This is a genomic window from Sphaerospermopsis kisseleviana CS-549, assembly GCF_028329225.1.
GTDB lineage: Bacteria > Cyanobacteriota > Cyanobacteriia > Cyanobacteriales > Nostocaceae > Sphaerospermopsis > Sphaerospermopsis kisseleviana.
Window position 1 is genome coordinate 1 of record NZ_JAQMTI010000253.1, and the last position, 22,711, is coordinate 22,711.

At 36.7% G+C, this 22,711-nt stretch carries 18 protein-coding genes, 1 tRNA gene and 1 pseudogene; 5 read left to right on the top strand and 15 right to left on the bottom strand.

What is annotated here, in order from left to right; translation table 11 throughout:
- Positions 1–199: hypothetical protein (locus PN497_RS19410; protein WP_272110768.1), on the top strand; the 199-nt coding region annotated here is incomplete at its 5' end.
- A gap of 47 nt (positions 200–246) precedes the next feature.
- Here the strand turns inward: PN497_RS19410 and PN497_RS19415 are convergent.
- The 11 genes and pseudogenes from PN497_RS19415 to PN497_RS19465 all read right to left on the bottom strand — a co-directional run bounded on the left by PN497_RS19415 (position 247) and on the right by PN497_RS19465 (position 13,308).
- The gene (locus PN497_RS19415; RefSeq protein WP_096568023.1) at positions 247–3,309 is read right to left on the bottom strand and encodes a type I restriction endonuclease subunit R; all 3,063 of its coding nucleotides are present in this window, start codon (positions 3,307–3,309) and stop codon (positions 247–249) included.
- Positions 3,310–3,412: 103 nt separating this feature from the next.
- A pseudogene (locus tag PN497_RS19420) lies at positions 3,413–3,745 on the bottom strand (Uma2 family endonuclease); the annotation flags it as partial.
- A 67-nt stretch (positions 3,746–3,812) separates the two neighbouring features.
- The gene (locus PN497_RS19425; protein ID WP_096568025.1) at positions 3,813–4,067 is read right to left on the bottom strand and encodes a ribbon-helix-helix protein, CopG family; all 255 of its coding nucleotides are present in this window, start codon (positions 4,065–4,067) and stop codon (positions 3,813–3,815) included.
- A 205-nt stretch (positions 4,068–4,272) separates the two neighbouring features.
- A complete protein-coding gene (locus PN497_RS19430; RefSeq protein WP_096572679.1) occupies positions 4,273–5,457 on the bottom strand; it encodes a restriction endonuclease subunit S in 1,185 nt (394 codons plus the stop codon).
- Between the two features lie 184 nt (positions 5,458–5,641).
- Positions 5,642–8,053 carry a type I restriction-modification system subunit M gene (locus PN497_RS19435; protein ID WP_096568026.1) on the bottom strand — a complete coding sequence of 804 codons (2,412 nt, stop codon included), beginning with the start codon at positions 8,051–8,053 and terminating at the stop codon, positions 5,642–5,644.
- 66 nt (positions 8,054–8,119) lie between these two features.
- Entirely contained in the window at positions 8,120–8,353 is a 234-nt protein-coding gene (locus tag PN497_RS19440) for a hypothetical protein (protein WP_096568028.1), read from the bottom strand.
- A complete protein-coding gene (locus PN497_RS19445; RefSeq protein ID WP_096572680.1) occupies positions 8,325–8,963 on the bottom strand; it encodes a Uma2 family endonuclease in 639 nt (212 codons plus the stop codon). Before PN497_RS19445 ends, PN497_RS19440 begins: the two co-directional genes overlap by 29 nt.
- Positions 8,964–9,051: 88 nt before the next feature.
- Positions 9,052–9,124 (bottom strand) — tRNA-Ala (locus PN497_RS19450).
- A gap of 16 nt (positions 9,125–9,140) precedes the next feature.
- Positions 9,141–9,869 (bottom strand): HAD family hydrolase, encoded by a 729-nt coding sequence (locus tag PN497_RS19455; RefSeq protein ID WP_096568030.1) that lies wholly within the window; start codon positions 9,867–9,869, stop codon positions 9,141–9,143.
- Positions 9,870–10,054: 185 nt separating this feature from the next.
- On the bottom strand, positions 10,055–11,779 hold the full coding sequence (locus PN497_RS19460; RefSeq protein ID WP_096568032.1) for a cation:proton antiporter: 1,725 nt from the start codon (positions 11,777–11,779) through the stop codon (positions 10,055–10,057).
- A 224-nt stretch (positions 11,780–12,003) separates the two neighbouring features.
- Positions 12,004–13,308 (bottom strand): dihydrolipoamide acetyltransferase family protein, encoded by a 1,305-nt coding sequence (locus PN497_RS19465; protein WP_096568034.1) that lies wholly within the window; start codon positions 13,306–13,308, stop codon positions 12,004–12,006.
- Positions 13,309–13,701: 393 nt separating this feature from the next.
- Between PN497_RS19465 and PN497_RS19470 the strand changes: the two genes are divergently transcribed.
- Positions 13,702–13,827, top strand: a complete 126-nt coding sequence (locus PN497_RS19470; RefSeq protein WP_272110769.1) for a hypothetical protein — start codon at positions 13,702–13,704, stop codon at positions 13,825–13,827.
- 147 nt (positions 13,828–13,974) lie between these two features.
- On the top strand, positions 13,975–14,508 hold the full coding sequence (locus PN497_RS19475; protein WP_096568036.1) for a hypothetical protein: 534 nt from the start codon (positions 13,975–13,977) through the stop codon (positions 14,506–14,508).
- Between the two features lie 80 nt (positions 14,509–14,588).
- Here PN497_RS19475 and PN497_RS19480 read toward each other — a convergent pair whose 3' ends face one another.
- From PN497_RS19480 to PN497_RS19490, 3 genes are all read right to left on the bottom strand, one after another.
- The gene (locus PN497_RS19480) at positions 14,589–15,038 is read right to left on the bottom strand and encodes a YlqD family protein (protein ID WP_096568038.1); all 450 of its coding nucleotides are present in this window, start codon (positions 15,036–15,038) and stop codon (positions 14,589–14,591) included.
- Between the two features lie 145 nt (positions 15,039–15,183).
- Complete coding sequence (locus PN497_RS19485; RefSeq protein ID WP_272110770.1) at positions 15,184–16,356, bottom strand: RNA-guided endonuclease InsQ/TnpB family protein; 1,173 nt, start codon at positions 16,354–16,356, stop codon at positions 15,184–15,186.
- A 163-nt stretch (positions 16,357–16,519) separates the two neighbouring features.
- Positions 16,520–18,532, bottom strand: coding sequence for an AMP-dependent synthetase/ligase (locus tag PN497_RS19490; RefSeq protein ID WP_096568040.1), 2,013 nt, complete (start codon positions 18,530–18,532; stop codon positions 16,520–16,522).
- A gap of 842 nt (positions 18,533–19,374) precedes the next feature.
- On the opposite strand from PN497_RS19490, the gene PN497_RS19495 reads away from it, so the two are divergent.
- A complete protein-coding gene (locus PN497_RS19495; RefSeq protein ID WP_096568044.1) occupies positions 19,375–19,563 on the top strand; it encodes a hypothetical protein in 189 nt (62 codons plus the stop codon).
- 220 nt (positions 19,564–19,783) lie between these two features.
- Here PN497_RS19495 and recQ read toward each other — a convergent pair whose 3' ends face one another.
- Complete coding sequence (gene recQ / locus PN497_RS19500; RefSeq protein ID WP_096568046.1) at positions 19,784–21,928, bottom strand: DNA helicase RecQ; 2,145 nt, start codon at positions 21,926–21,928, stop codon at positions 19,784–19,786.
- Positions 21,929–22,193: 265 nt separating this feature from the next.
- On the opposite strand from recQ, the gene PN497_RS19505 reads away from it, so the two are divergent.
- On the top strand, positions 22,194–22,703 hold the full coding sequence (locus tag PN497_RS19505; RefSeq protein ID WP_096568048.1) for a DUF29 family protein: 510 nt from the start codon (positions 22,194–22,196) through the stop codon (positions 22,701–22,703).
- Positions 22,704–22,711: the final 8 nt, after the last annotated feature.

A 22,711-nucleotide genomic window follows, 5' to 3' on the forward strand; every position in this document is an offset into this window, starting at 1 on the left:
AATTGATCGCCCGAATGCTTCGCCCCTACAGGAAATAATCTTGTCGTCAAATTTATCATCAATCCCCCGAATGCTGAACACCTGTACAGGAATCAATAGTCATAGGGCGAAGCATTCGGAAAATAATCTTGTCGTCAAATTGAGAATTGATCGCCCGAATGCTTCGCCCCTACAGGAAATAATCTTGTCGTCAAATTAATAAATAATCACCAATCACCAATCACCAATCATCAATCACCCATCACCTTAATATTCACTTTGCTGTTTAATTATCTCAAATATACTTTCTAAATCTTCCGGTTTGATATATTTCTTAATAGCGTTTTTAATTAACCTTTCTTTCATTTTGTTTCCCCTCCAACTATCTTGTTGACTATTTCTCACTGCTGCATCTATATCTAACGCTAATTCTTCATTTTGATCTAAATTATCATATAATGATCTTTTAGCAGGTGTATCTAAACTCTCAGGATATTGGGATGATGTACTTGGTTGGTGAATTTGTTTAGCTAGGGCGACTATTTTTTGTAAGTATTCTTGATATGCTAGAGTTTCATCTTGACGGATCGCTATTAATTCATTTAATAAAATTGATATTTTCTCAAAGTATTTGGGGTTGGTGGGTTCTTGTTCTATGATTAACTTTCGCAGATTATTTTCTATGGTTTCTGCAACAGCAGTTTGATTATTTCTAATTCCTGGAGGTAAGCTATTTACTGCACTCACTCCATTGTTAACTATTAGTTCTACTAAAGTCAAATTTTCAAAGTTGGCTAAAATTTGACTTTCTTTTGCACCAATATAACTATCTATCAGGTGACGCATATCATTTTGATAAACTTTAAAATCTATTTTATCACCGCTTGCTAGTTTAATTTCTTCTGAGACAATTTGATAATGTTTGACTTCTTGTTGAATATCAAAAATTTCTCTGGTTGTATATCCTGCGGTTTCTAGTTCGTTGGCAATATTAGCATATTTTCTGACTAGGGCAGCAACACTTTTATATAATACTAATCTTCTGGGTTCGGTGGTTTGTAAATCTTCTGGGTTTTGGGTATTGCCACAAAAATATTTAATATAATCTGGGGTATCATAAGGGTATTTTACAGGTTCACAAAGGGCTTTTAGGGCTTCTCTGGCGGTTTCTAGGTCATTTTTGCCTTTTTCTAATCTATCAGTTAATAAGCCGTTTATATCATCGCTGTCATATTCACTAAATGCTGCTGATGTGTAATCATAAACTGATTTTTCTAAACTTTTAAATAGGTCTTTATAATCTATAATATAACCATATTCTTTGTCTGGTGTATGTAATCGGTTGACTCGACAAACTGCTTGAAATAAATCATGATCTCTCATGGATTTATCTATATATAAATATGTTGCTGGTGGTGCATCAAAACCAGTTAATAGTTTATTGACGACTATTAATAATTTCATCTTTTCAGGATGGTGAACAAAGTCGTTTTTTACCTCTGTTTCAAATTTGTCTGGTTTTTGTCCGTTGAGCATTTTTTGATAGATTTCATATTGATGTATTTTGTCGGTTTTTCCTTCACCTGTGGTTTCTCCTTTGATGCTTTGCAGTGAACCATCATAAGATGTAATAATGGCGCATTTGCTAAAACCTGCATTTTGGAAGATTTCATAATATTTACACGCTTCGTAAATACTTCCAGCTACTAAAATGGCGTTACCTTTACTATTTTGTAATCTGTCTTTTGTGCTAAAATCTAACATGATATCTTTGACTATGATCTCTAGTCGAGATTTGGAACTGAGGATTTTTTGCATTGTTCCCCAGCGTTTTTTGAGTTCTGCTTTTGCGGTTTCTGTTAATTGTTTGGTTTTACTTTCAAACCATTGATCAATTTTGCTTTGAGAGGTGATATACTGCTCTACATGACGAGCTTCATAACGTAAGTCTAAAACTACTTGATCTTCTACTGCTTCGTTAAATTTATAGGTGTGAATATAGTTACCAAAAACTTCGATGCTTTTTTGTTTGTCTTGTTTTAATAATGGTGTTCCTGTAAAACCGATAAATAAAGCATTTGGTAATATTTTTTTCATAGCTTTATGTAATTTACCGGACTGGGTGCGGTGACATTCATCGACAAATACATAAAATTCTCCCTGGGGTTGGAAGTTTTGCGGGAGGTTGCGTTTTATTTGTTTGATAAATTCTTCGTAGTCTTTTGATTCGTTGTTACTGTTATTTTTCCCGAATTTATGAATTAAGGAACAAATTAATGAGGGTGTGGTATTTTGTAATTGGGTAATGAGGTCTTGACTGCTTTGGGTGCGGTAAATGTTTTCATTGACACCTAAAAAAATACTTTCAATTTGTCCATCTAGTTCTTCGCGGTCTGTAATTATTAATACTCTGGTGTTGGGGTTATATTCTCGTATCCATTTGGTTAACCAGACCATTGTTAAGCTTTTTCCGCTGCCTTGGGTGTGCCAGATAATACCACCCTCTCGACGTTTGATATACTCTTGGGCGGCTTTTATACCTAAGTATTGATGAGAGCGACAGATTTTTTTAATACCGCTATCAAATAAGGTGAAGTCGTGGATAATTTCTAGAAAGCGGTGTTTTTCGCATAGTTGCAGCAAGTGTTGATCTAAGATGTTGGTAATATTTAGGGTGTTGGTAATTTCGCTGTGGGTGTCTTCTTTCCAGGTAAGGTAATATTTTTCTGGGGTTTCAATTGTTCCATAACGTAGTCCTTGGGTGTCGTTACCTGCCATGACTAGCTGTATGGTGTTAAAGAAGGGTTTAATAAATATTGATTTTTGATTGTCTAGATTTTGGCGAATTGCTTCGGAAACAGGTACAGTGCTACGTTTTAGTTCCAGCACTGCTAAAGCGATACCGTTAATGTATAAAACTATATCTGGTCGTTTGGTGTTTTCCCCTTTGATGCTGACTTCTTCAGCGATGTAAAAGCTATTTTTTAAGGGTTCTTCCCAGTTGATCAGGTAAAGGGTTTGTGTGTTTTCCCCTGCTTCGGGTTTGATTTTGATACCGTAACGTAGGAGGGTGTATATTTCTTTGTTGATGTTGTAGAGGTTTTGGGTTTTGTCGTTGGTGTGTTTGGTTAGTTCGTGAAGTGCTTTGTTGATGAGGTCTGGTGGGTATTTTTGAATGTCTCGTAAAAATGTGGTGAGTAAGTCGGTTTCTATGTTGCTGTTGTTTGCGCGGTTGTACCAGTTTCCTATGTATTGATAACCTAGTTTTTGGGTGAGTAGTGCGATGACTCGGTTCTGGGTTGCGCGTTCTGGTTGTCCGACTTCGTTCATGGTTTTTACTGTTTATTTTTTAGTATATTATTTTTCGCGCAGAGTCGCAGAGGCGCAGAGAGGGGTTTTTGTAATAGACATAGTGCAAAAAGGTATAATTATTTTATGGCATGATATCATCTAATTTAAGTTTTAATTCTGGAAATAGTGGAGAAAAAATACTCTCTCCTAAGCGATATTTTTGTTGTTGATATACTCCATTAATTAATTGACAAATTGTTAATGTCGGTTTTTTTGGGTTGCCTATAAATTGTATTCCTCCTAATGCACGAAAGTCTAATATCCAATATTCTGGTATTTCTAAAAAGGCATATTCTTCTATTTTTCTGGCATAGTCATCTTGCCAGTTTGTACTGACAACTTCCGCAACTAATTTAATGGTTTTACCGTTACAAATTATTGGTTCTTTTTGCCAAAGTGGTTCTTGACTCAGTTGGTTTTATAAGCGGGTTCTGAACCTATAGGTTCTCCTAAGTCGATCCAGTATATATCACCTTGTTTGATTACCATTCTTTTTGTTGTATTTTCCCTTGATGATGTCTCATTTTTTCTAACATGATTTGTTCTGGTTCATCTAAACCATCTGCATAAGCTTCATTGATACTTTCTAATATTTGATGTTGTTTTTGACGGTGCAAATATTCCTCTATTGCAATAGCAAACAATTTACTGCGGGGTATTTTCATTGCTGTTGCTAATGCATTGACTTGATCATATAATGATTGTTCTATGGAAATGGCTGTTTTAATGCTGGTCATTTGGTTATACTTTTTGTATGATGTGGGGTATAACTTTATTTTACTGTGTTTTTATAATTTTGGCAATCAAGAAATTAATCAACAGATATTGTCAGGGTTTAGCATTGCTAAAACCCTACGGAAAATGTGGGTTTTCTACTATATGGGTTTCGCGCAAAGGTGCAAAGTCGCTAAGGAAGATCATATAATTATCAATTGTCAATTATCAATTATCAATTATTCTCGTTTTTCCTGTTAGTAGTTCTTGCATCATTCCCTGTTTGATGTTTTTGTATTTTTCTCTTTTCTTCTCTAATGCTTCTATTTCTTCATCCATTTCTGTTAATATTTTGGCGATCGCTTTTTGTTCTTCAAAACTTTTAGGGTAATTTATTTCTATATTCTCAATTGTTTTAGCACTTAAACTAGGAACTCCAGACGCTTCATTATAAGAATACCAACTAATTAAATGAAACCGATAAAAAACAAATTTTGGAACTGTATTATTAAAGATTTCTGTATAAAATAATGTATCTATTGTCCAAAAAGGAGTATCCATATATTGTGGAATGTCAATAGTTCCTTTTCTTCCAATTAATACAGATGGTTTATTATATAAATAGGTATTTGCTTTACCAATTTCGCCACTTGTGGCTAAAATTGGAAATTCTCCATTTTCATTTACTACATCATGTTGACTTTTTCCATGTCTAACTTTTAAAATATCCCCCAATTTCTTCACCTCCCACTCACCAGTAAAACCAGGTAAACGCTTTTTACCTGTGAGTAATTCTTGCATTGTTCCCTGTTTGATGTTACGCTTTTTGGTGATCAGTTTATCTATTGCTGTAATTAAATTATCTACATCACTAAGAGATTGAGCGATCGCTTTTTGTTCAGCAAGTGGGGGAAGGGTGATTTCAATACCTTTCAGTATTGCAGTATTAAGTGATGCCATTGTTTGACCAACTGCAACACTTCTAATTCTCTGTTTTGTTGATTCTTGAAGGAAATGATAACTCAAATATGCAGGAGCAATATTTTTATTATTAATTCTAATTCTTAGTAACCGACTAGAGAACAACCACCCATCTTCCAAATTTCTAATTAATGAATTTCTATCAACAGAACCTACACGACTAAAAACAATATCACCAGTTTTTAGAATATAAGAACTTAATCTATTTTTATCATAATCAGAAACCATTGGTAGATTTTTATGTACTACCCCCTTATCACTCAAATGTTCAACTGTAATAATGGGTGTACCATCATCAACATAATCTTTTTCGTGCAGAGATGAACCGAATGGTCCAGTTTTGACATCAGCAATATCCCCCAATCTCTTAACATCCCAATCTTCAGGAATAACCCCAACCTCAGAAACCTTAAAACCATCAGGAATACTCATAAAACCCCCCAAAAAATTCAACAAAAAATCAAATCAATCTGCATTTATCCGCGTTCATCAGCGTTCCATTTATTGAAATAGTCGGGTCTAAAACCTTGCCTTTAAAGGCGAAAAGTTTTTTGATCGGGGTATATATAAATCCCCGTTACAAAAACGGCCTCCTGCCTCCTGCCTTCGTTATCCATCACCAAACAAACCCCATTTGTTGTAAATGCTGATCAACCAAACTTGTCAATTTATCCACCTCATCACTCAACTCTAATAAAGGAGTATCATAACGTTCACCTAACTCCTTAATTCTCTGCGTCAACCGTTGGGAAATACGATCCATTTCTGCATTTATCCCTTGTTTTAAAATCCCCATCCATTTATCATCCACCACCAAACTCTTAACTTCCTCCTCCGTCAACTCCCTATATTTCCTTAACACCTTATGATGTAATTCTTGGGTAGCGTCTTTAATTTTCTTATTCAAAATTGCTTCTGACTCGATCAATTGTAAATAGGATTTTAACACCTGCAACTCTTCCTTATCTGCAAATAAAGGATTTTTTTGGATTTCCTTAATTCTCACATTAATATTAGTCTTGGTAATTTTCCCACCGTCATTAGTCACTTCTTCTAATAAACCTTCCTCTCCTCCATATTCTTCTTGCATTTCTTCCTGTTGTCTGATTATATCATCTTTCTGATTTTCCAACTGTGCTATTTTACTTTGTTCCTGAAGAAAATAATTATTAATGATTAAATCTTCCGGTATCAATTCACAAACATAATCCATAATTGTACCTTTTTTATTGGTGATGGGTGTAAGTTCCGCTTTCCAACCATCTTCAACTATCATATACACATCATCCCCCATTACTTCCAACCAATAAGTTAACAGATATTGATAAACGTCATACTTATCTATTAACTTTTGTCCTGTAAATGCAGCAAGTAAATTCTCACCTAATTTATAGATAACTTCCTTGGGTTTATCTCCTGGTTGGATAGCTTTTAATAAAGGTGTATGTTGTTTTTCCCAAGTTGTAAAAACCTGCTCTATTTTCTGACTATATTCGATAAATTCAGGATGATGAAAAATACAATTTTTAACTTCATTTGCAGCAACTTTTAACTGTTGATATCCGGGGTTTTGGGTTGGTGCAAATAATTCTTGTTGTAAGTTGGGGTAAACTTGCCAAAATTCCCCTAATGCTTGAATATCTTTCTCTGGTATTCCTCCCAATAAATGCGCTGCAATATCTTGAATGTCTTCCGCTTCTTGGGAGTCTATATAACGGGGAATGTTCAAGTTAAAATCATTATCGGCAATTTCTGTTAACGACACCATGCGGGAATATTTAGCAATTTCTAATTGCTTATTAAACACATCCACAATTTTATGTATATCCTGTTCCCGCAAACGGTTTTTATTACCATCTTTGACAAATCCTTTACTAGCATCTATCATAAAAATGCCGGCAGATTTACCCGCGTTTTCTTTATCTATGACAATAATACAAGCTGGTATTCCTGTACCATAAAAAAGGTTAGGAGGTAAGCCGATTATACCTTTGATTATACCTTGATTAATGATTTTTTTTCTAATATCTGCCTCTGCATTACCCCGAAATAACACCCCATGAGGTAAAATTATCGCTCCTTTTCCCTGGGGTTTTAAGGAGGCAATTAAGTGTAATAAAAAAGCATAATCGCCGTTTTTTGCGGGAGGTATTCCATAATCTGAAAATCGTTGAAATTTATCTTTTTCTAGGTTAATTCCTGTACTCCACGCTTTTGCCGAAAATGGAGGGTTAGCGACTGCAAAATCAAAGGTTTTTAAACTACCATCGCTATTTTTAAAGTGGGGAGTTGATAAGGTATTATCTTGTTTAATTTCTGCGGTAGGATGTCCATGTAATATCATATTCATCCGCGCTAGGGAGTAGGTAGCGTTATCCATTTCTTGCCCGAAAATGCTGATTTTGATTTCTGTTTCATCAGCAGCTTTTAATAATAATGAACCACTACCACAGGTAGGATCATATATACTTTGTTGGGGACTGGTAACGCTGTTAATACCAATAACTTTAGCAATAACGCGGGAAACTTCCGCAGGGGTGTAAAATTGTCCTTTACTTTTTCCTGACTGGGTGGCAAAGTTCCGCATTAAATACTCATAAGCATCGCCTAAAATATCATCTCCATCGGCGCGGTTTTTGCTAAAATTTAAGGCAGAATTTTCAAAAATGGCGACTAAGTTAGTTAGTCGTTCTTTCATTTCTTGGCCTTTTCCCAGTTTATCAGGATCGTTAAAATCGGCATCATTAAATATATTACCTAAGTCGTTAGCTTGGGCGAGATTTTGAATAATTAAATTGATTTTTTCGCCAATATCTTTTTTACCTTTTAAGTTCACAATATCCTGAAAACTGCCGCCTTGAGGTATTTCTATAAGTGCATCTTCAACGTCTGCATATTTGTCAGATACGTATTTAACAAATAATAAAACTAAAACATAGTTTTTATATTGGGAAGCATCCATCCCTCCCCGTAGTTCATCGCAACTTTTCCATAAAGAACTGTAAAGTTCACTTTTCTTAATTGCCATTTTGTGTATCCTGGAGATGCCCGAATGAAAGAGTTGTTAGGAATTATGTTTTCATAATTGTATTCATTATATAGTATTAGTAATTGATTTGTAAAGTCTGATTATTAACCCAATGTTTAACCCAATGTTTAAACCAATGTTTAAACCAATGTTTAAACCAATGTTTAAACCAATGTTTAAACCAATGTTTAAACCAATGTTTAAACCAATGTTTAAACCATAGGACTTACGGAAGATGTGACTGAAAACCTTATTCTTGCGTAGGGGTAATTCATGAATTACCCCTACTGATGTTTTCACGTAACCTTAATATTAAATCTTTGGGTTTTTTACCAGACAAAATCAAACTTGCCAAAAAACTTAAATCTAAATCTGGCAAAAATACACTTTTTGAAACTTTCTCATACTTATCACCCTGCAAAGAATATAATAAAAATTGATTATTTTGCCAAAATAAAACTTCCTGTACACCCAAACCTTGATAAATCAATAAATCATCAATTCCCCCACTCGTCACAACTACTTCAATCGCCAGATCAGGAACAGATTTTTCAGAATCAAAACAGTAACATTCATCTGGTTCAATACCCCTAGCGAACGCTTCCCTTCTGAAAGTGGTTGATCCTAAAGGATAAAAATCAATATCTTTTTCTATAAAATAAGTTTCTAATAATAAAGCAATTAGCTTTTTATCAAACTCATGACGACGACTAGGAGACATTATTTCTAAAACACCTTCTAAATATTTAAACCGATAATGGGAAGTATTTTCAAATCGCTGTAATAGTATCTCATATATATTCCAGTTAATGCCATTCATCAGTAAAATTTGGTCAGAATCAACATCTTGTAAAGCTGATTGACTTGTTAATTCTTTCCAGCAAGTTAATTTATCCAGTAAACCCAACATAATTACTACTCCAACATACATTTAACTTCTGTAGGGGCATTAATTTGTCAACGCAGACAAATTATTTGGCAAACGACAACAGAATAAATGGAGAATAGGAGACTCGAACCCCTGACCTCTGCGGTGCGATCGCAGCACTCTACCAACTGAGCTAATTCCCCTTGATCACATCCTATTTTAACACTCGGTCTTTATATTGTTCACATCTTGCTGCAAAAAAATTTCCTGTACCCGTTCTAATTCCAACTCTGTCAAATAGTCAACTGTCCAGTTAGCTTGACGCTGCAACATATGAAATGGGTAAGTATTGGCAACTCCTACAACTTGCATCTGAGCGCGTTTTGCTGCTTGAATACCCGCCGGAGTGTCTTCAATAGCTAAACATTCCTGACTTTGCAAATTTAAATCTGGATATACTTGATTTAATTTTTCTACAGCCAGCAAATAACCTTCTGGTTGGGGTTTACTGGTGGTGATGTCATCACCTGCGACGATAACCGTAAAATATTCAATCAGTTTAGCACGTTCCAGCACCAGTTGGATTTCTTGACGCAAAGCACCGCTAACCAAACCGAGTTTCAGGTTTTGCGATCGCACCTGAAAAATTAAATCTTCTATTCCCGAATACAAAGGCAATTTTTCCAGTTGTTCCAGTTCTTGTACATAAGCTTGGGCTTTACGTTGCAGCAATTCCATTAAATACTCTTCTGTAACCACTCTACCACGATTTTTGAGCAAATCTTGAAAACAAGCGCGATCGCTCCTTCCCAAACAACCTTGACGCTCATGCAGCTTTTGCGGTTGCAAATTTTCCTGCACTAGAATTTCATCTATTAATTTTAAATGAATTGGCTCATCTTTGATAATGACACCATTGAAATCGAATAAAACTACCTTTAAACTCATGCAAATACGCCAATGCCATAATAATTAAGATCCTCAACAATAATTATGATGTATTTTGGCGTGCATGACCAGCCCAGATACCGGGTAAAATTCCCAAATTTGATGGACTTTGTGCGTGAAAGGATAATCTATTCTCCCGACTTTTGTAGGGTTTAGCAATGCTAAACCCCTACGACTCCTTACCTTTATTCTTGATCTGGTCTAACACTTAAATATCTATCTTTGCGAATAGTATTGATCACAGTTTGAATGTAACTTTCTGCTGCTCCCAAAGTTTTTAATAAATGATTTCCTAACTCTAAAGCTGCTTCAAATTCAGGTTGTACAACTTCCTTCGCACCCATTTGGGTTAAAATATCAATTTCCTTGTTATTATGTGAACGAGCAATGACATCTAAATGGGGTGCAATAGTCAAAGCATTTTTTAAAAGTAAACGGGTACTAGCAGCGTCAGGAAGGGCGATCGCTAAAGCTTTAGCAGTGGCTAAATGTGCTTTTTCTAATACTAATTCTGAATCTGCATCACCAAAAATATAAGGTATTTGACGCATTCTTAATCTTTGTACAGATGCTTCGCTATTTTCAATAACTAAAACTGGATATCCTTCAGTTTGTAAGATATTAACAACTACTTGCCCTACTCTACCATAACCTGCTACCACTACATGATCAGTCATTATTTCTGGCATAGATATAGTTTTGGGTGCAGAAAATCTTTGTAAGAAATTCGCTAGTACGGGATTTTGATTTAAATTATCAGCAATAAAAGGAGCAACTTTAAGTGAGAATGGTGTAAGAATGAGTGTAATTGCTGTTGTTCCTAATAATAAAGAATAGGTTTGTTGAGATATCAATTCTAACTGCAAACCTACCAAAGCTAATACAAAAGAAAATTCACCTATTTGGTTAATTCCCAAACTGACTATAATTGCATTTTTGAGAGAATAACCAAATTTTAAAACAATTCCGAAAATAATTACGGCTTTACCCAACATGACTAAAGCCACAAGTTCTAAAATTATGGCAAAATTGCTGATGAGAATAGCCGGATCAATCAACATTCCAATAGAAGCAAAAAACAGACTAGCAAAGGTATCTCGCAAAGGTAAAATTTTGGCTAATGCCTGATCAGCATAATCAATTTCTGATATCATTAAACCAGCAACAAACGCCCCCATTGCAATAGAAAGACCCAAATTTGCAGTTATTACAGCAACTCCTAAACATAAAGCAATTACAACTAATAAAAATAACTCATTGCTTTCTGTAGCGGCAATATTGCTTAACACACGAGGCACTACCCAGCGACTAAATATAATTGCAACTCCAACAAATATTGTAATTTTAACTAAAGCCAAACTGAGAGCTACTGCAATATTTTCTGGTTGTTGTAAAGCTGGAATTATTGCCAACATCACACCCAAAGCTAAATCTTGAGCGATTAAAATTGCCAGCATAATTTGCCCATGTACTGTATTAACTTCACCCTTTTCTGTGAGGGTTTTTAATACTATTGCTGTGGAAGAAAGAGATAAAACCGCACCTAAAAAGATGCCTTTTGTAATGCTAGAAGCCCAACCTGTTAAGAGGGTGACTATTGTTACTAGAGCAATTGTTAAACCGATTTGTAATAAACTACCTTTAATAGCAATTTCTTTCACTCGTCTGAGTTCTGCTAAAGAAAATTCTACACCCAGCGCAAACAGCAGAAAGGCAACTCCAATTTCTGCTAAAGATTTAATTTCATTCACATTACTTAATAACTTAAACCCAAAAGGTCCAATAGCAAAACCACTAACTAAATAACCCAGTATCACAGGTTGACGCAACCGATGGGCAAAAAATCCTCCTAAAGCAGTAGCGACTAACACTGTTGTGATATCCAAAATTAAACTATGTTCTGTTGGCATCTTTTTTTTGAATTTATTTATATTGTTATCAACTGATGTCACTTACTTTCAGAGTAGCTTGAATTGATAACAGTAAACAGGTAAACAGATCCCCAACTTCTTCAAGAAGTCGGGGATCTATATCCAGGAATATAAAAAAACTTGGAATATAAAAAAACTTGGAATATAAAAAACTCCAAGTCTGAAATTAAGATTTATTGGTTTTTGGTTTTGAGATTTTTTCCTTACAGTGTCAAAGATTGGGGGTTGGTTTCAATCAATTTTGCTAAATCTTGCAAGAATGCAGCCGCATGAGCGCCGTAAATAATACGATGGTCACAGGTGATGTTAACCTTCATTTGTTGACGCACACCAAATAAACCATCTGCGGTAGCGACAACTTGGGGACGAGCAGCAGCGATCGCTAAAATTGAACCTTGTCCTGGTGGTAAAATCGCATCAAAGGTATCGACACCAAACATTCCCAAATTAGACAGAGTAAATGTACCGCTATTATATTCCTCTGGTTGTAGTTGTTTCGCTCTCGCTCTGTCTACCAAAGATCTCCAGTTGCGTGACAGAGAATAGATATCTACCTGATCGGCGTTTTGTAACACTGGTGTAATCAAACCACCATCATCCATTGCCACAGCGACAGAAACATTGATATTGGAATGATAAACAATACCTTGATCTGAATAACTGGCGTTAAGTAAAGGATGTTTTTGTAATGTCACCGCTACAGCTTTCGCTAATAGCGCCGTCATGGTGACACCTTTAGATTTAATTTGTTTGTAAAGTTTATCTAATCCATCCGTGGTAATGGTGTAACCAACATGGAATATAGGTACAGACAGGCTGGCCATCATATTGCGTACCACCGCATTTTGCAGAGTAGTTAATGGTACGACTTGACCAGGAACGGCAGCAACAACTGGGGCGGGTGCAGGTGTTGGTTTTGCCGGAGCAGCGGCAGCGGGGGCGGGTGCAATAGGAGTAATAACCGGGGTAGTAGGTGGCTGAACTTTACCAACAGCAGCTTCTATATCTTCGGCGACAATGCGACCGTAAGGACCACTACCTTTAAGGTTATTTAAATCAACTCTTAATTCTTTCGCCAACTTGCGAGCGCGGGGCGAAGCTACTAACCGTCCTTCCCGATGGTTTGAGCCATTTTGAGAAGCTGTTGCAGGTGCGGCTACAGTTGCAGCAGCGGCCACAGGTACGGGCGCGGGTGCGGATGCGGGTACTGGTTCAGCTACAGCACTACCACCACCAGCCATAGCCTTAGCGGCTTCTATTTCTGCTTCTGTTTCGGCAACGTAAGCGATCGCCGCACCAACAGGGGCAGTTTCACCAGCTTGGACAATGATATGGGCAAGAAATCCTTCATAGAAAGTTTCCACATCCATATCAGCCTTATCTGACTCGACAACCACCACTGTTTCGCCTTTTTCCACTTTATCCCCCGGCGACTTCACCCAAGAGACTATCTTTCCCTCAGTCATGGTGGAACTCAGCGCCGGCATAAATACTTCATGAATGCTCATAATGGTGGTTTCAGAATCAATAATTTTATGGACTTTAACAAATGTCGCCAGATCGAATTGTATCTTGCTACGAGGATTTTAGAGCAAATGATTGGGGACTGGGGACTGGTGACTGGGGACTGGGGACTGGGTAATCAATTTTATGTTTTCTAATCAACTATTCCCAATTCCCAATTCCCAATTCCCAATTCCCAATTCCCAATTCCCAATTCCCAATTCCCAATTCCCAATTGTCAATTATCAATTGTCAATTATCAATTAACAGTGCCAATTGGAACTCAAAACAAAGGTAGATGTCTATAAATAAAGCAATCATTAATAGTTCGTCAATAGCAACTAAGATTGCTATATGTAGCAAGCGCCAAGGTATTTAGGAACTCAGTTGATAGCGCAGTGTGCCGTAAGCCACTGACAAAACTAAGACATACACAGACTTTCCATTATGTCCCCAGTCCCCAGTCCCCAGTCACCAGTCCCCAGTCACCAGTCACCAGTCCCCAGTCCCCAGCGATGCACTGAGCTTGTCGAAGTGTCCCCAGTCCCCAGTCACCTGCTATATATATCCTCCTCACCACTCCTTCACACACAAAACCTGCTCATCAGCAGTTACTAGGGGTGAGAGTTAAATCTAAAACTCTTGGAACTTTCCCTTTCAATACTATTATTATGTCGGCAAAGCTCAAATTTCTTTTAATTTTGATACTCAGCATCTTTGCCACTGCTGCTGGGGTTTATGTGATGCAGCGACAGCCTTCTGCTTTGATGACTGGAACTGCTAATGGACAACAGCAGCAGTTATATGTAGAACAAGATTCATCAGCATTGCTGACTTATCCTGAACGTTCTCATTATAAAACTATTCCTTTAGAAAGTATCAATTCTATTCTCCAAGGCAGTGACCCTGCTACTCTGGCTTTAAATATTCTAGATGATGTGAAATCTATAGAGGTCAAGCCGCAAGTAGAGGTAGCTTATCCCCAACCAAACCAAGCTTTAGTGACAATTACAAAACTCAATCCAGTAAAAAATAATTCAGTTAATTCAGTAAGTGCAATTAAATATCGAGTAGAGATGAGCCGCTTTGGGCGATCGCTCTTGGTTAGTTCACCCCCAGTCTGGGAAATTATCTGGGCTGGTTCTCAAGTCCAATGTTTCTCAAAAACTCCAGCCCAAAATAATTTGACCCAAAACTGTGATTAATTGGGAATTGGGAATTGGGAATAAATAATTATCTATTCACTGTCCCCAGTCCCCAGTCCCCAGTCACCAGTCACCAATAACTAAACATCTCCGCGAATTTCTTCGACTACACCATCACGGAGGACAATTTCAACTTGCATTTTACTAATGAGGTTGTCTCCAGTTTCTATCTTGAAAAAGCCTTCCATTTGAAATTGGTTAACTTCTTGATCTAACTCCAGATACTGCACTTGCTGAAGGTTTTGTAGTAATTGGTTTTTTTGCTCTAGCAGTTCACTTTTCTTTTGATTAACCTGAAGTTGGATATTGTCAATTTGTTGTATGGTTTGGGGTCCTGGTGGTTGTAAACTCTGTTTTTGAATGGCGGTTATTGCTCTTTGTCCTTCGATGTCTAGCTGTTGCAGTTGCTGATCTAGTTGGTTGATCTGCGCTTGCAGTTGCTGTTGTACTTCCTCTTTCCAAAGAGGAGTAACAATAGCTTTGACGTTAACGACGCGCTTTAAAAGTAATTGAGGGTTGGATACATCCATAAAAATTTTACGTTCACTCTGATAGTTTGCAAGTGGAGTTATTTGGCAAACATTCCGTCATTGACGCTCCCCGCCTTAAAAAGACGGGGATTCTTGTTTTAATGAGCAACCTTACCCAAACTTGTTACCAAATCTGGGTAGAGGGTCATCTCTCCACAAGCGTTAACCCTTCGACTGCGCTCAGGGTAAAAGTTTCCGTCCGCCCGACGGTACTTAAATCATAGCAAGTCTGTTTTAGTGCCTTCGCCAAAATATTGATTGCCGCATTATGGTCACGATCAAGAACGCACCCACAGTTACAAACATGAGTTCTCACTGACAGTGATTTTTTGACAATTTCTCCACAATTAGCACAATTTTGAGCAGTATATTGTGGGGCAACTGGTACAACCACACGCCCGTATATCTTCCCAAAATATTCTAGCCATTGAGTAAACAGCGACCAACTAACATCACTAATTGACTTGGCTAACTTGCTATTTTTAATCATATTTCTCACTTGCAGTTTTTCAAACGCCACTAAATCGTGAGATTTAACTACGCACAATGCTTGTTTTACAGCAAAGTCTTTACGCTGACGTGATACCTGCAAGTGTTTCCTAGCAAGACGGTTAATAGCTTTTTTGCGATTATTAGAACCTTTCTTTTTGCGACTAACTCTTTTTTGTAGCCGTTTCAAAGATTTTTCTGACTTCCGCAAATATCTGGGATTATCAACTTTATTCCCTTGAGAATCCGTATAGAAGCTATTTAAACCAACATCTAATCCAACCGTTTTACCTGTGGGAGTAGTGTCAATTCTTCTTTGGGCATCTACGCAAAACTGCACATAATAACCGTCAGAACGTTTAACTATTCTGACTCTCTTTATTTGCTTGATTTGGTAAAAGTGTAAATCCCAAGTTCCAATTAACTTTAGTTGACCTATGCCACATTTATCTATAAATTTAATGTGCTTACGGTCATCTAAAAGTTTCCATCCAGTTGATTTATATTCAACTGAACGGTTATTTTTTTGAAATTTGGGATATCCCTTTTTACCAGGGATTTTAGATTGACAATTATCAAAGAATCGTTTAATTGCAAAAGCTGTTCTTTCTGCTGCTGCTTGTCTAGCCATTGAATTTAATTTCTCAGCAAAATCAAATTCCGACGCTAATACAGCAGTATACTTATTCAGGTCGTAAGGTTTAACGTTTTGATTGTCCATCCAAAACCGTAGGCACTTATTACGAATGAACTGGCTTATCCGTATAGCCTCATCAATTCTTTGATATTGCTGTTTTGTGCCTTTGGCTTTGAACTCGAAAACAATCATCGTTAATTACCATCTCGACCTGTTGCAAAAATAGCATTATTTAGGGAAAATGTCAATCCCTAAGCAGCTAAGTCAGGATCATGACTGCTCCACGCATGGGCAGTGCGTTCGCCTACATCCACTGCCTAAAGTACGATAAGTATCTCCACCAAGTTCCGATACTTTATCTCGGTGGTTTTGGCTCACTCAATTTTCTTATAATATCTCGATATCGTTCCATGACAACGTGACGACGAATTTTTAAGGTTTGTGTCATCATGCCATTTTCAATGGAAAAGGGTTCGAGAATTAGTGTGAATTGTCCAATTCTGTCATCGGCTCTGTAACCTGGACGGTTTTTGACTTCCCGATTCAATTCCTGCCGATATAAATCCTGAATTATTTTACTCTCTAAGTCAATTTTTTGACTGGTTGAGCCAGTATGATCATCTTGGGTGCTTAATTTCAAATTCTGACTTTCTGCCCATTTTTCTAAGGCTTCCAGGTTGGGAACAATTAAAGCTCCTAAACTGCGCTCGTCTTGTCCTACGAGCATAATTTGATCAATATAGGGCGATCGCAAACAAGCATCTTCTATCGGTTGCGGTTCAATATTTTCCCCGTTTGTCAAAACAATTGTATCTTTAGCCCTACCAGTCAGCACCAAATCATTTTGAGGTGTCACCCAGCCCAGATCACCGCTATCAAACCAACCTTCCGCATCTATGACTTTTTTTGTCGCTTCCGGATTTTTGTAATATCCTTGCATCACTTGTGGTCCTTTGAGCAACACCAAACCTCGTTTTCCTGCTGGTAAGGGTTGTCTCGTTTCTGGATCAACTATTCTAACTTCTGTTCCCGGTATTGGTTGCCCTGATGAACCCCGCAAATTTCGCCACGGACGACGGGCGTTTGTTACTGGTGAGGTTTCTGTTAAACCATACCCTTGTAAAATCTCTACACCAATAATTTCAAAAAAGTTGTCTATATGTCGGGGTAGCGCCCCACCACCACTAATGACTTGTTTTATTCTGCCCCCTGTGGCTTCTCGCACTTTAGCATAAACTAATTTTTCTCCCAGTGCTTGAAACGGTGACAAGGCTAATTTTACTATTTTCGCCCCTATTCGCTCCATATCTGAGGCATTAACATGATCTAAACTCAATCCCTGGGCAATGCGTCGCGCTGTGATATATTTCTGGCTCATGTCCAGTAAAAATTTAATCAGCTTTTGTTTATTGGCTGGTTGGCTGCGGAACTGCTTTTGTACTCCTTCATAAATTGATTCCCACAACCGGGGTACAGCAATCATGAAATTAGGTTTAAATTCTTTCAGGTCTTCTTTAACTGAACGTAAGTTTGTATAAACTTGTGTACAACCTTGAGAAAGTAAAAAATACTCTCCACTGCGTTCATAACTATGCCATGTCGGCAGAATGCTAAGGACTATATCTCCTGGTTGTGGTTGAACTATAGTTCCCAAGGTCTTGACTTGGTGCAGCAAATTTTTATGAGAAAGCATCACACCTTTAGGTTTGCCTGTAGTCCCAGAGGTATAAATTAAGGTTGCCAAGGCATCACCGCTGGGTTTATTTGCTACTAAAGTTTGGTTGCTACCAATGTCTAGTAATTGGGTAAAATTGAGCAGTTGATAATTTTCTGCTGTTGGTGGTGTTTCATCAGAAAGTAAGACTACGAATTTAATCGGTAAGTCTTGCAAACCAGCTTCTAGTTTTTTGAATGTCTTGATATCTTCAACTACCAGCCCCGTACTACCACTATTGGCGATAATATATAGTAATTCTTCCCTTTCAGCTTGGGCGCTACGCACTGCGTTTACTGCTCCCGCAGTCATGATCCCTTGATCAGCAATAAACCAGCGCGGACTGTTATCTGCTATCAGGGAAATGCGTTGTCCAGTGCTAGATGTTTCATCCTCACCCATATTCACCCCTAAAACCTGCAAACCCGCTGCAAATCGTTGAATTTGTAAGGATAGCTGAGAATAGGTAATCTTTACTTCGGGTTTTGCGTGGGGGTTATGCAAGGCAACAATATTACCAAATTTCCTGGCAGCCAAAGTCCATATTTCTGGCAACGACTCAACATTTGTGTAATCTGCCAAACTTTGCAATGCTCGGTATTCTCGCTCAGTGACGTTGGATAAAAAAGGGGAATCAGGTTGTATTTTTGACATAGCACTTAGTTGTTTAGTGTTTAGTGTTTAGTGTTTAGTAAATTTGTGATTTTTCTAATAACAGTATTAGATATCAGCTTTCCTGACTGTGTATGACAGTAGCACAATTTCCACAGTTCTATTGACCAAACCTTATGCTAAACTAAATTTATATAGATTAAATGCAATGGTTCTTTCTTGGTATAGTTCCATGTATTTTACTGCGTCAGCTACCCAATGACCAATTCATAGTTACTAATTCATAATTCTTAATTCTCTCAAACCTATTTGCATAAGTCAAAAAACCAGGTTGCTCTACAGTCTAGAGATGATGAATTATGAATTATTACTGCCTAATTTCTGAAGGAGGTGATTAGCTATAGGTTTAATTGAGGCATTATTAATTACTCTCATCAATGCTTTTGCTTGTCTAGCTTTGCCCAAGTTTCTATCTATGCTGTCGTCTTGCAAAACCAAACTACCTAAACCTTCACTGATAGATTCTCGATTGAATACAGCTAAAGTAGAAGTTACGAGTTTTCCCTATTGTACAGTTTACCATTTGACTGGTAGCCAATTTTGTAAATTTAGCCCTCAATTTTGTTCTCGGTGTTCTCCTGGCTGGGGAGAATAAATAGCTTATTTAGCTGATTTGGTTTGGGGAAAGGTTAAAGGTTTTTGCTTTTTCCTTTACCTCTTCCTCTGAATTTTAAGTTTTTTAAAGTTATAATTAGTTATGTAAAGTATTTGATTTATTTATATACAGCAAAAGAAATTCAAAATCGAATAATTGCCCTAAGATCAAAGTTATAGTTCATACTAGATCAGACCAGCAACCAAGTTTCACAAAGGGAGAATGATCTATGAGTTTAATAGATGGCATACTTATAACTTTGTTAAATACGGTTGTCTGTTTGGTTTTACCTAAATTTTTATCTGTCATACTTCCTGTGAAAAAGACGCAAATAAATCAGGAAGAACAAAAGATTACTGAGATGACTGTCCCTACATCAGAACATATTCCAGAAATTCCCAGTTTTTTTTTAAGATAGACAACGCTTGATTAAATTAGTTGTTAAGATAAAAAACAGCGTATTTTATCTGATTGAGGTACACCTGTGGCAAACAAGATTCCCGTACCACAATATTTTCAAGATTCAATGTTGTATCTCATTTACCTGAAATTTGCTGTAAAATAATAATTTCAGGAATAGGATGTTTCTTAGGCTGACTATGCCTAGACTTCATCAAATGAAGTTAACTTAATAATCGTTATTTTCTATTTTCTTTACGCCATCTAGCTCTAACTAAACGAATTTCATCAAAACTATAACTTTCTCCTAAATATTCCCTAATAGGAGTTAAAGAAATATCACCCAAAACATCTATAACTTGCCAAATTTTCTTTTGTCTATCTAAAGGTACTAACAAATTTAAATCTACAGGTTGATTTTTTTCGATTAAATCAGAAAGATGACGGATAATTGTAGTAGTTCTTACATTGCGTTTTGCAGCAATTTCTTGAATACTCAAACCTTGTTGATATAATTCCAAGGTAGTTGATTCCGTATCAGTTGGGTAATGATCTGTATTTTTGGGTGGTGGAAAACTTTGTTCTTGACAATGGGATTGAATTACTGATAAAAACTTTTCCCCATATTGACTGACTTTATAACTAACTACACCATCCAAGTTAGCAAATTCTTCTAAAGTTTTAGGTTTGACTTGTGCCATTAATTTTAAAGTCGAATCTTGAAAAATCATATAAGGTGGAAAACCCTGTTCATCGGCGATTTGTTTCCGCAAACTTCGCAACCTGTTCATCAAAAGTTCCACATCCAAAGCTTTACTATTCACATCTACTAAATTTAATCTTTGAGAAACAGGAACAGCAATAGAAACCTGGCGTTGTTTTCGCATTACTTCCCAACTTAAAGCATTCAGTTTTAACACCGAATAACCATCATTAGTTTGTTCTAATAAACCTTGATGTAAAAGCGATCTCCCTAACATTCGCCATTGATCAGCAGTTTTATCTTTACCGATACCATAAGTTGATAATTGATCATGTTTATTCAAAGTGATTTTTTGAGTTTTGGCACCTCGTAACACATCAATAATATAACTCATGCCATATCTTTCTTTACACCGCGCTACACAAGATAGAAATTTCATTGCTTCAATAGTCCAATCTTGCACAGGTTTGGGATAACGACAATTATCACAATTACCGCAATTTCCGGGAAATCTTTCCCCAAAATAACCTAATTGAATTGTTCTTCTACAGTCTGTTCCTTCAGCATAATCTATGACTTGTCTAAGTTGTTGTTTAGCTATTAATTGTTCTTGGGGGTCGGTTTTTTGGTTAATACTCCATTCAATAGTTTTCACATCACCAAAACTAAAGAATAAAGTACACCGTGATGGTTCACCATCTCTTCCTGCACGTCCTGATTCTTGATAATAACTTTCTAAATTACGAGGTAAATCTGAATGAATTACAAACCGCACATCTGGCTTATTAATACCCATACCAAAAGCAATAGTCGCTACCATTACCCGCACATCATCCCGAATAAATTTAGTTTGATTTTTGCTTCTTTCATCATCAGTTAAACCTGCATGATAGGGTAAAGCAGCAACTTTATCATTTTGTAATTTAACAGTTAGTTCATCAACTTTTTTTCGGGTTAAACAATAGATAATTCCTGAACCTTCATTTTCTCTGACTATTTCTAAGATTTCACTGTATGAACGACTGCTTTTAGGACGCACTTCATAATAAAGATTTTGGCGATTAAAACTGGCAATGTGAATACTTGGTTGTTTTAATCCTAATTGTTGAATAATATCTGCTCGCACTCTATCTGTAGCAGTAGCAGTTAATGCGATAGTTGGGACATGAGCAAAACGTTTTTTTAATAATATTAATTGCCGATATTCTGGGCGAAAATCATGACCCCATTCAGACACACAATGAGCTTCATCAATAGCAAAATTAGCCAGACCAATTTTTTCTTTAACTACATCTAAAAGCGGTAAAAATCTTTCACTAACTAACCGTTCAGGAGCAACATATAATAATCTAACTTTACCAGTCATAATTGCTTCTTCGCGGGAGCGAACTTGATAGGTGTTGAGACTACTATTAAGAAATGTGGCAGAAATGTTATTATTTCTCAGTGCTTCCACTTGGTCTTGCATTAATGCTATTAATGGTGATACCACTACTGTTAAACCTGGTTTTAAAAGTGCAGGTAATTGAAAACACAAAGATTTACCCCCACCCGTGGGCATAACTACCATTAAATCACGATTTTGCAGGGCATCTTCAATAATTTGCCGTTGTCCAGGGCGAAATTGGTCATAACCAAAGTAATGTTTTAAAGATTTTTCTAGTTGGGGATACTGAAGCATGGTAAATGTGTGTGCAGTTTGTTCAGGCAGGGATCAGGATATGAAAATTTTAACTCACGCTGGTTACACAACGGGAAATAGTGGCTATAATTATAAACTAGGATTGTCTGATAGCGAAGCGTGGCGTTAGCCATATCAGGATTTCCAGTATTTTAGGATTAACAGGATGAATTTGAAATTGTCTGAATCAGGATTTCCAGGATTTTAGGATGTACAGGATGAAAATGAGGATTTTATTATAAGTTAGCATTTCTAGGAAATAATTATGACTCAAGAGTTAATAGATTTAAGACAAAGTATCTTAGAAGGTCGTTATGATGATGCTTTAGAAATTATTGATGATTTGGAGGATATGAGTAAACAGGCAACGTTGCGAAAAATAGAGGCTTTTTTAGTGAGGTTGGTTATTCATCTGATTAAAAATCAAATTGAACAGCGTTTAACTAATTCTTGGATTGCTTCTATTTCTGATTCTGTGATTCAAATTGCTAAATTGAATATCAAAGATAATCAAAAATCATATTATATTAAAGCTGATGAATGGCAAGAATTGTTAGCAGAAGCAGTAGAAATGGCGATTCGTCCAGCGAGTGCAGAGATTTTTGGCGGGACGTTAAAACCAAGTCAAGTTTCCCAAAGGTTGAATCGAGAAGAGTTGATTAATTTTGCTGAGAATATTTTACAATTAACTTATCAACATCAGCCTAAAGAGTTAGCAAATATGATTGATAATTATTTGGCACAGTTGCCTGGTGGTGAAGATTGGTTTGAGTAATATAATAA

Bases quoted from the DNA above. Each gene is read 5' to 3' on its own strand.
- PN497_RS19415 (WP_096568023.1), bottom strand. From the start codon at position 3,309: ATGAACGAAGTCGGACAACCAGAACGCGCAACCCAGAACCGAGTCATC.
- PN497_RS19425 (WP_096568025.1), bottom strand. From the start codon at position 4,067: ATGACCAGCATTAAAACAGCCATTTCCATAGAACAATCATTATATGAT.
- PN497_RS19430 (WP_096572679.1), bottom strand. From the start codon at position 5,457: ATGAGTATTCCTGATGGTTTTAAGGTTTCTGAGGTTGGGGTTATTCCT.
- PN497_RS19435 (WP_096568026.1), bottom strand. From the start codon at position 8,053: ATGGCAATTAAGAAAAGTGAACTTTACAGTTCTTTATGGAAAAGTTGC.
- PN497_RS19445 (WP_096572680.1), bottom strand. From the start codon at position 8,963: ATGTTGGGTTTACTGGATAAATTAACTTGCTGGAAAGAATTAACAAGT.
- PN497_RS19455 (WP_096568030.1), bottom strand. From the start codon at position 9,869: ATGAGTTTAAAGGTAGTTTTATTCGATTTCAATGGTGTCATTATCAAA.
- PN497_RS19460 (WP_096568032.1), bottom strand. From the start codon at position 11,779: ATGCCAACAGAACATAGTTTAATTTTGGATATCACAACAGTGTTAGTC.
- PN497_RS19465 (WP_096568034.1), bottom strand. From the start codon at position 13,308: ATGAGCATTCATGAAGTATTTATGCCGGCGCTGAGTTCCACCATGACT.
- PN497_RS19475 (WP_096568036.1), top strand. From the start codon at position 13,975: ATGTCGGCAAAGCTCAAATTTCTTTTAATTTTGATACTCAGCATCTTT.
- PN497_RS19480 (WP_096568038.1), bottom strand. From the start codon at position 15,038: ATGGATGTATCCAACCCTCAATTACTTTTAAAGCGCGTCGTTAACGTC.
- PN497_RS19485 (WP_272110770.1), bottom strand. From the start codon at position 16,356: ATGATTGTTTTCGAGTTCAAAGCCAAAGGCACAAAACAGCAATATCAA.
- PN497_RS19490 (WP_096568040.1), bottom strand. From the start codon at position 18,532: ATGTCAAAAATACAACCTGATTCCCCTTTTTTATCCAACGTCACTGAG.
- PN497_RS19495 (WP_096568044.1), top strand. From the start codon at position 19,375: ATGAGTTTAATAGATGGCATACTTATAACTTTGTTAAATACGGTTGTC.
- recQ (WP_096568046.1), bottom strand. From the start codon at position 21,928: ATGCTTCAGTATCCCCAACTAGAAAAATCTTTAAAACATTACTTTGGT.
- PN497_RS19505 (WP_096568048.1), top strand. From the start codon at position 22,194: ATGACTCAAGAGTTAATAGATTTAAGACAAAGTATCTTAGAAGGTCGT.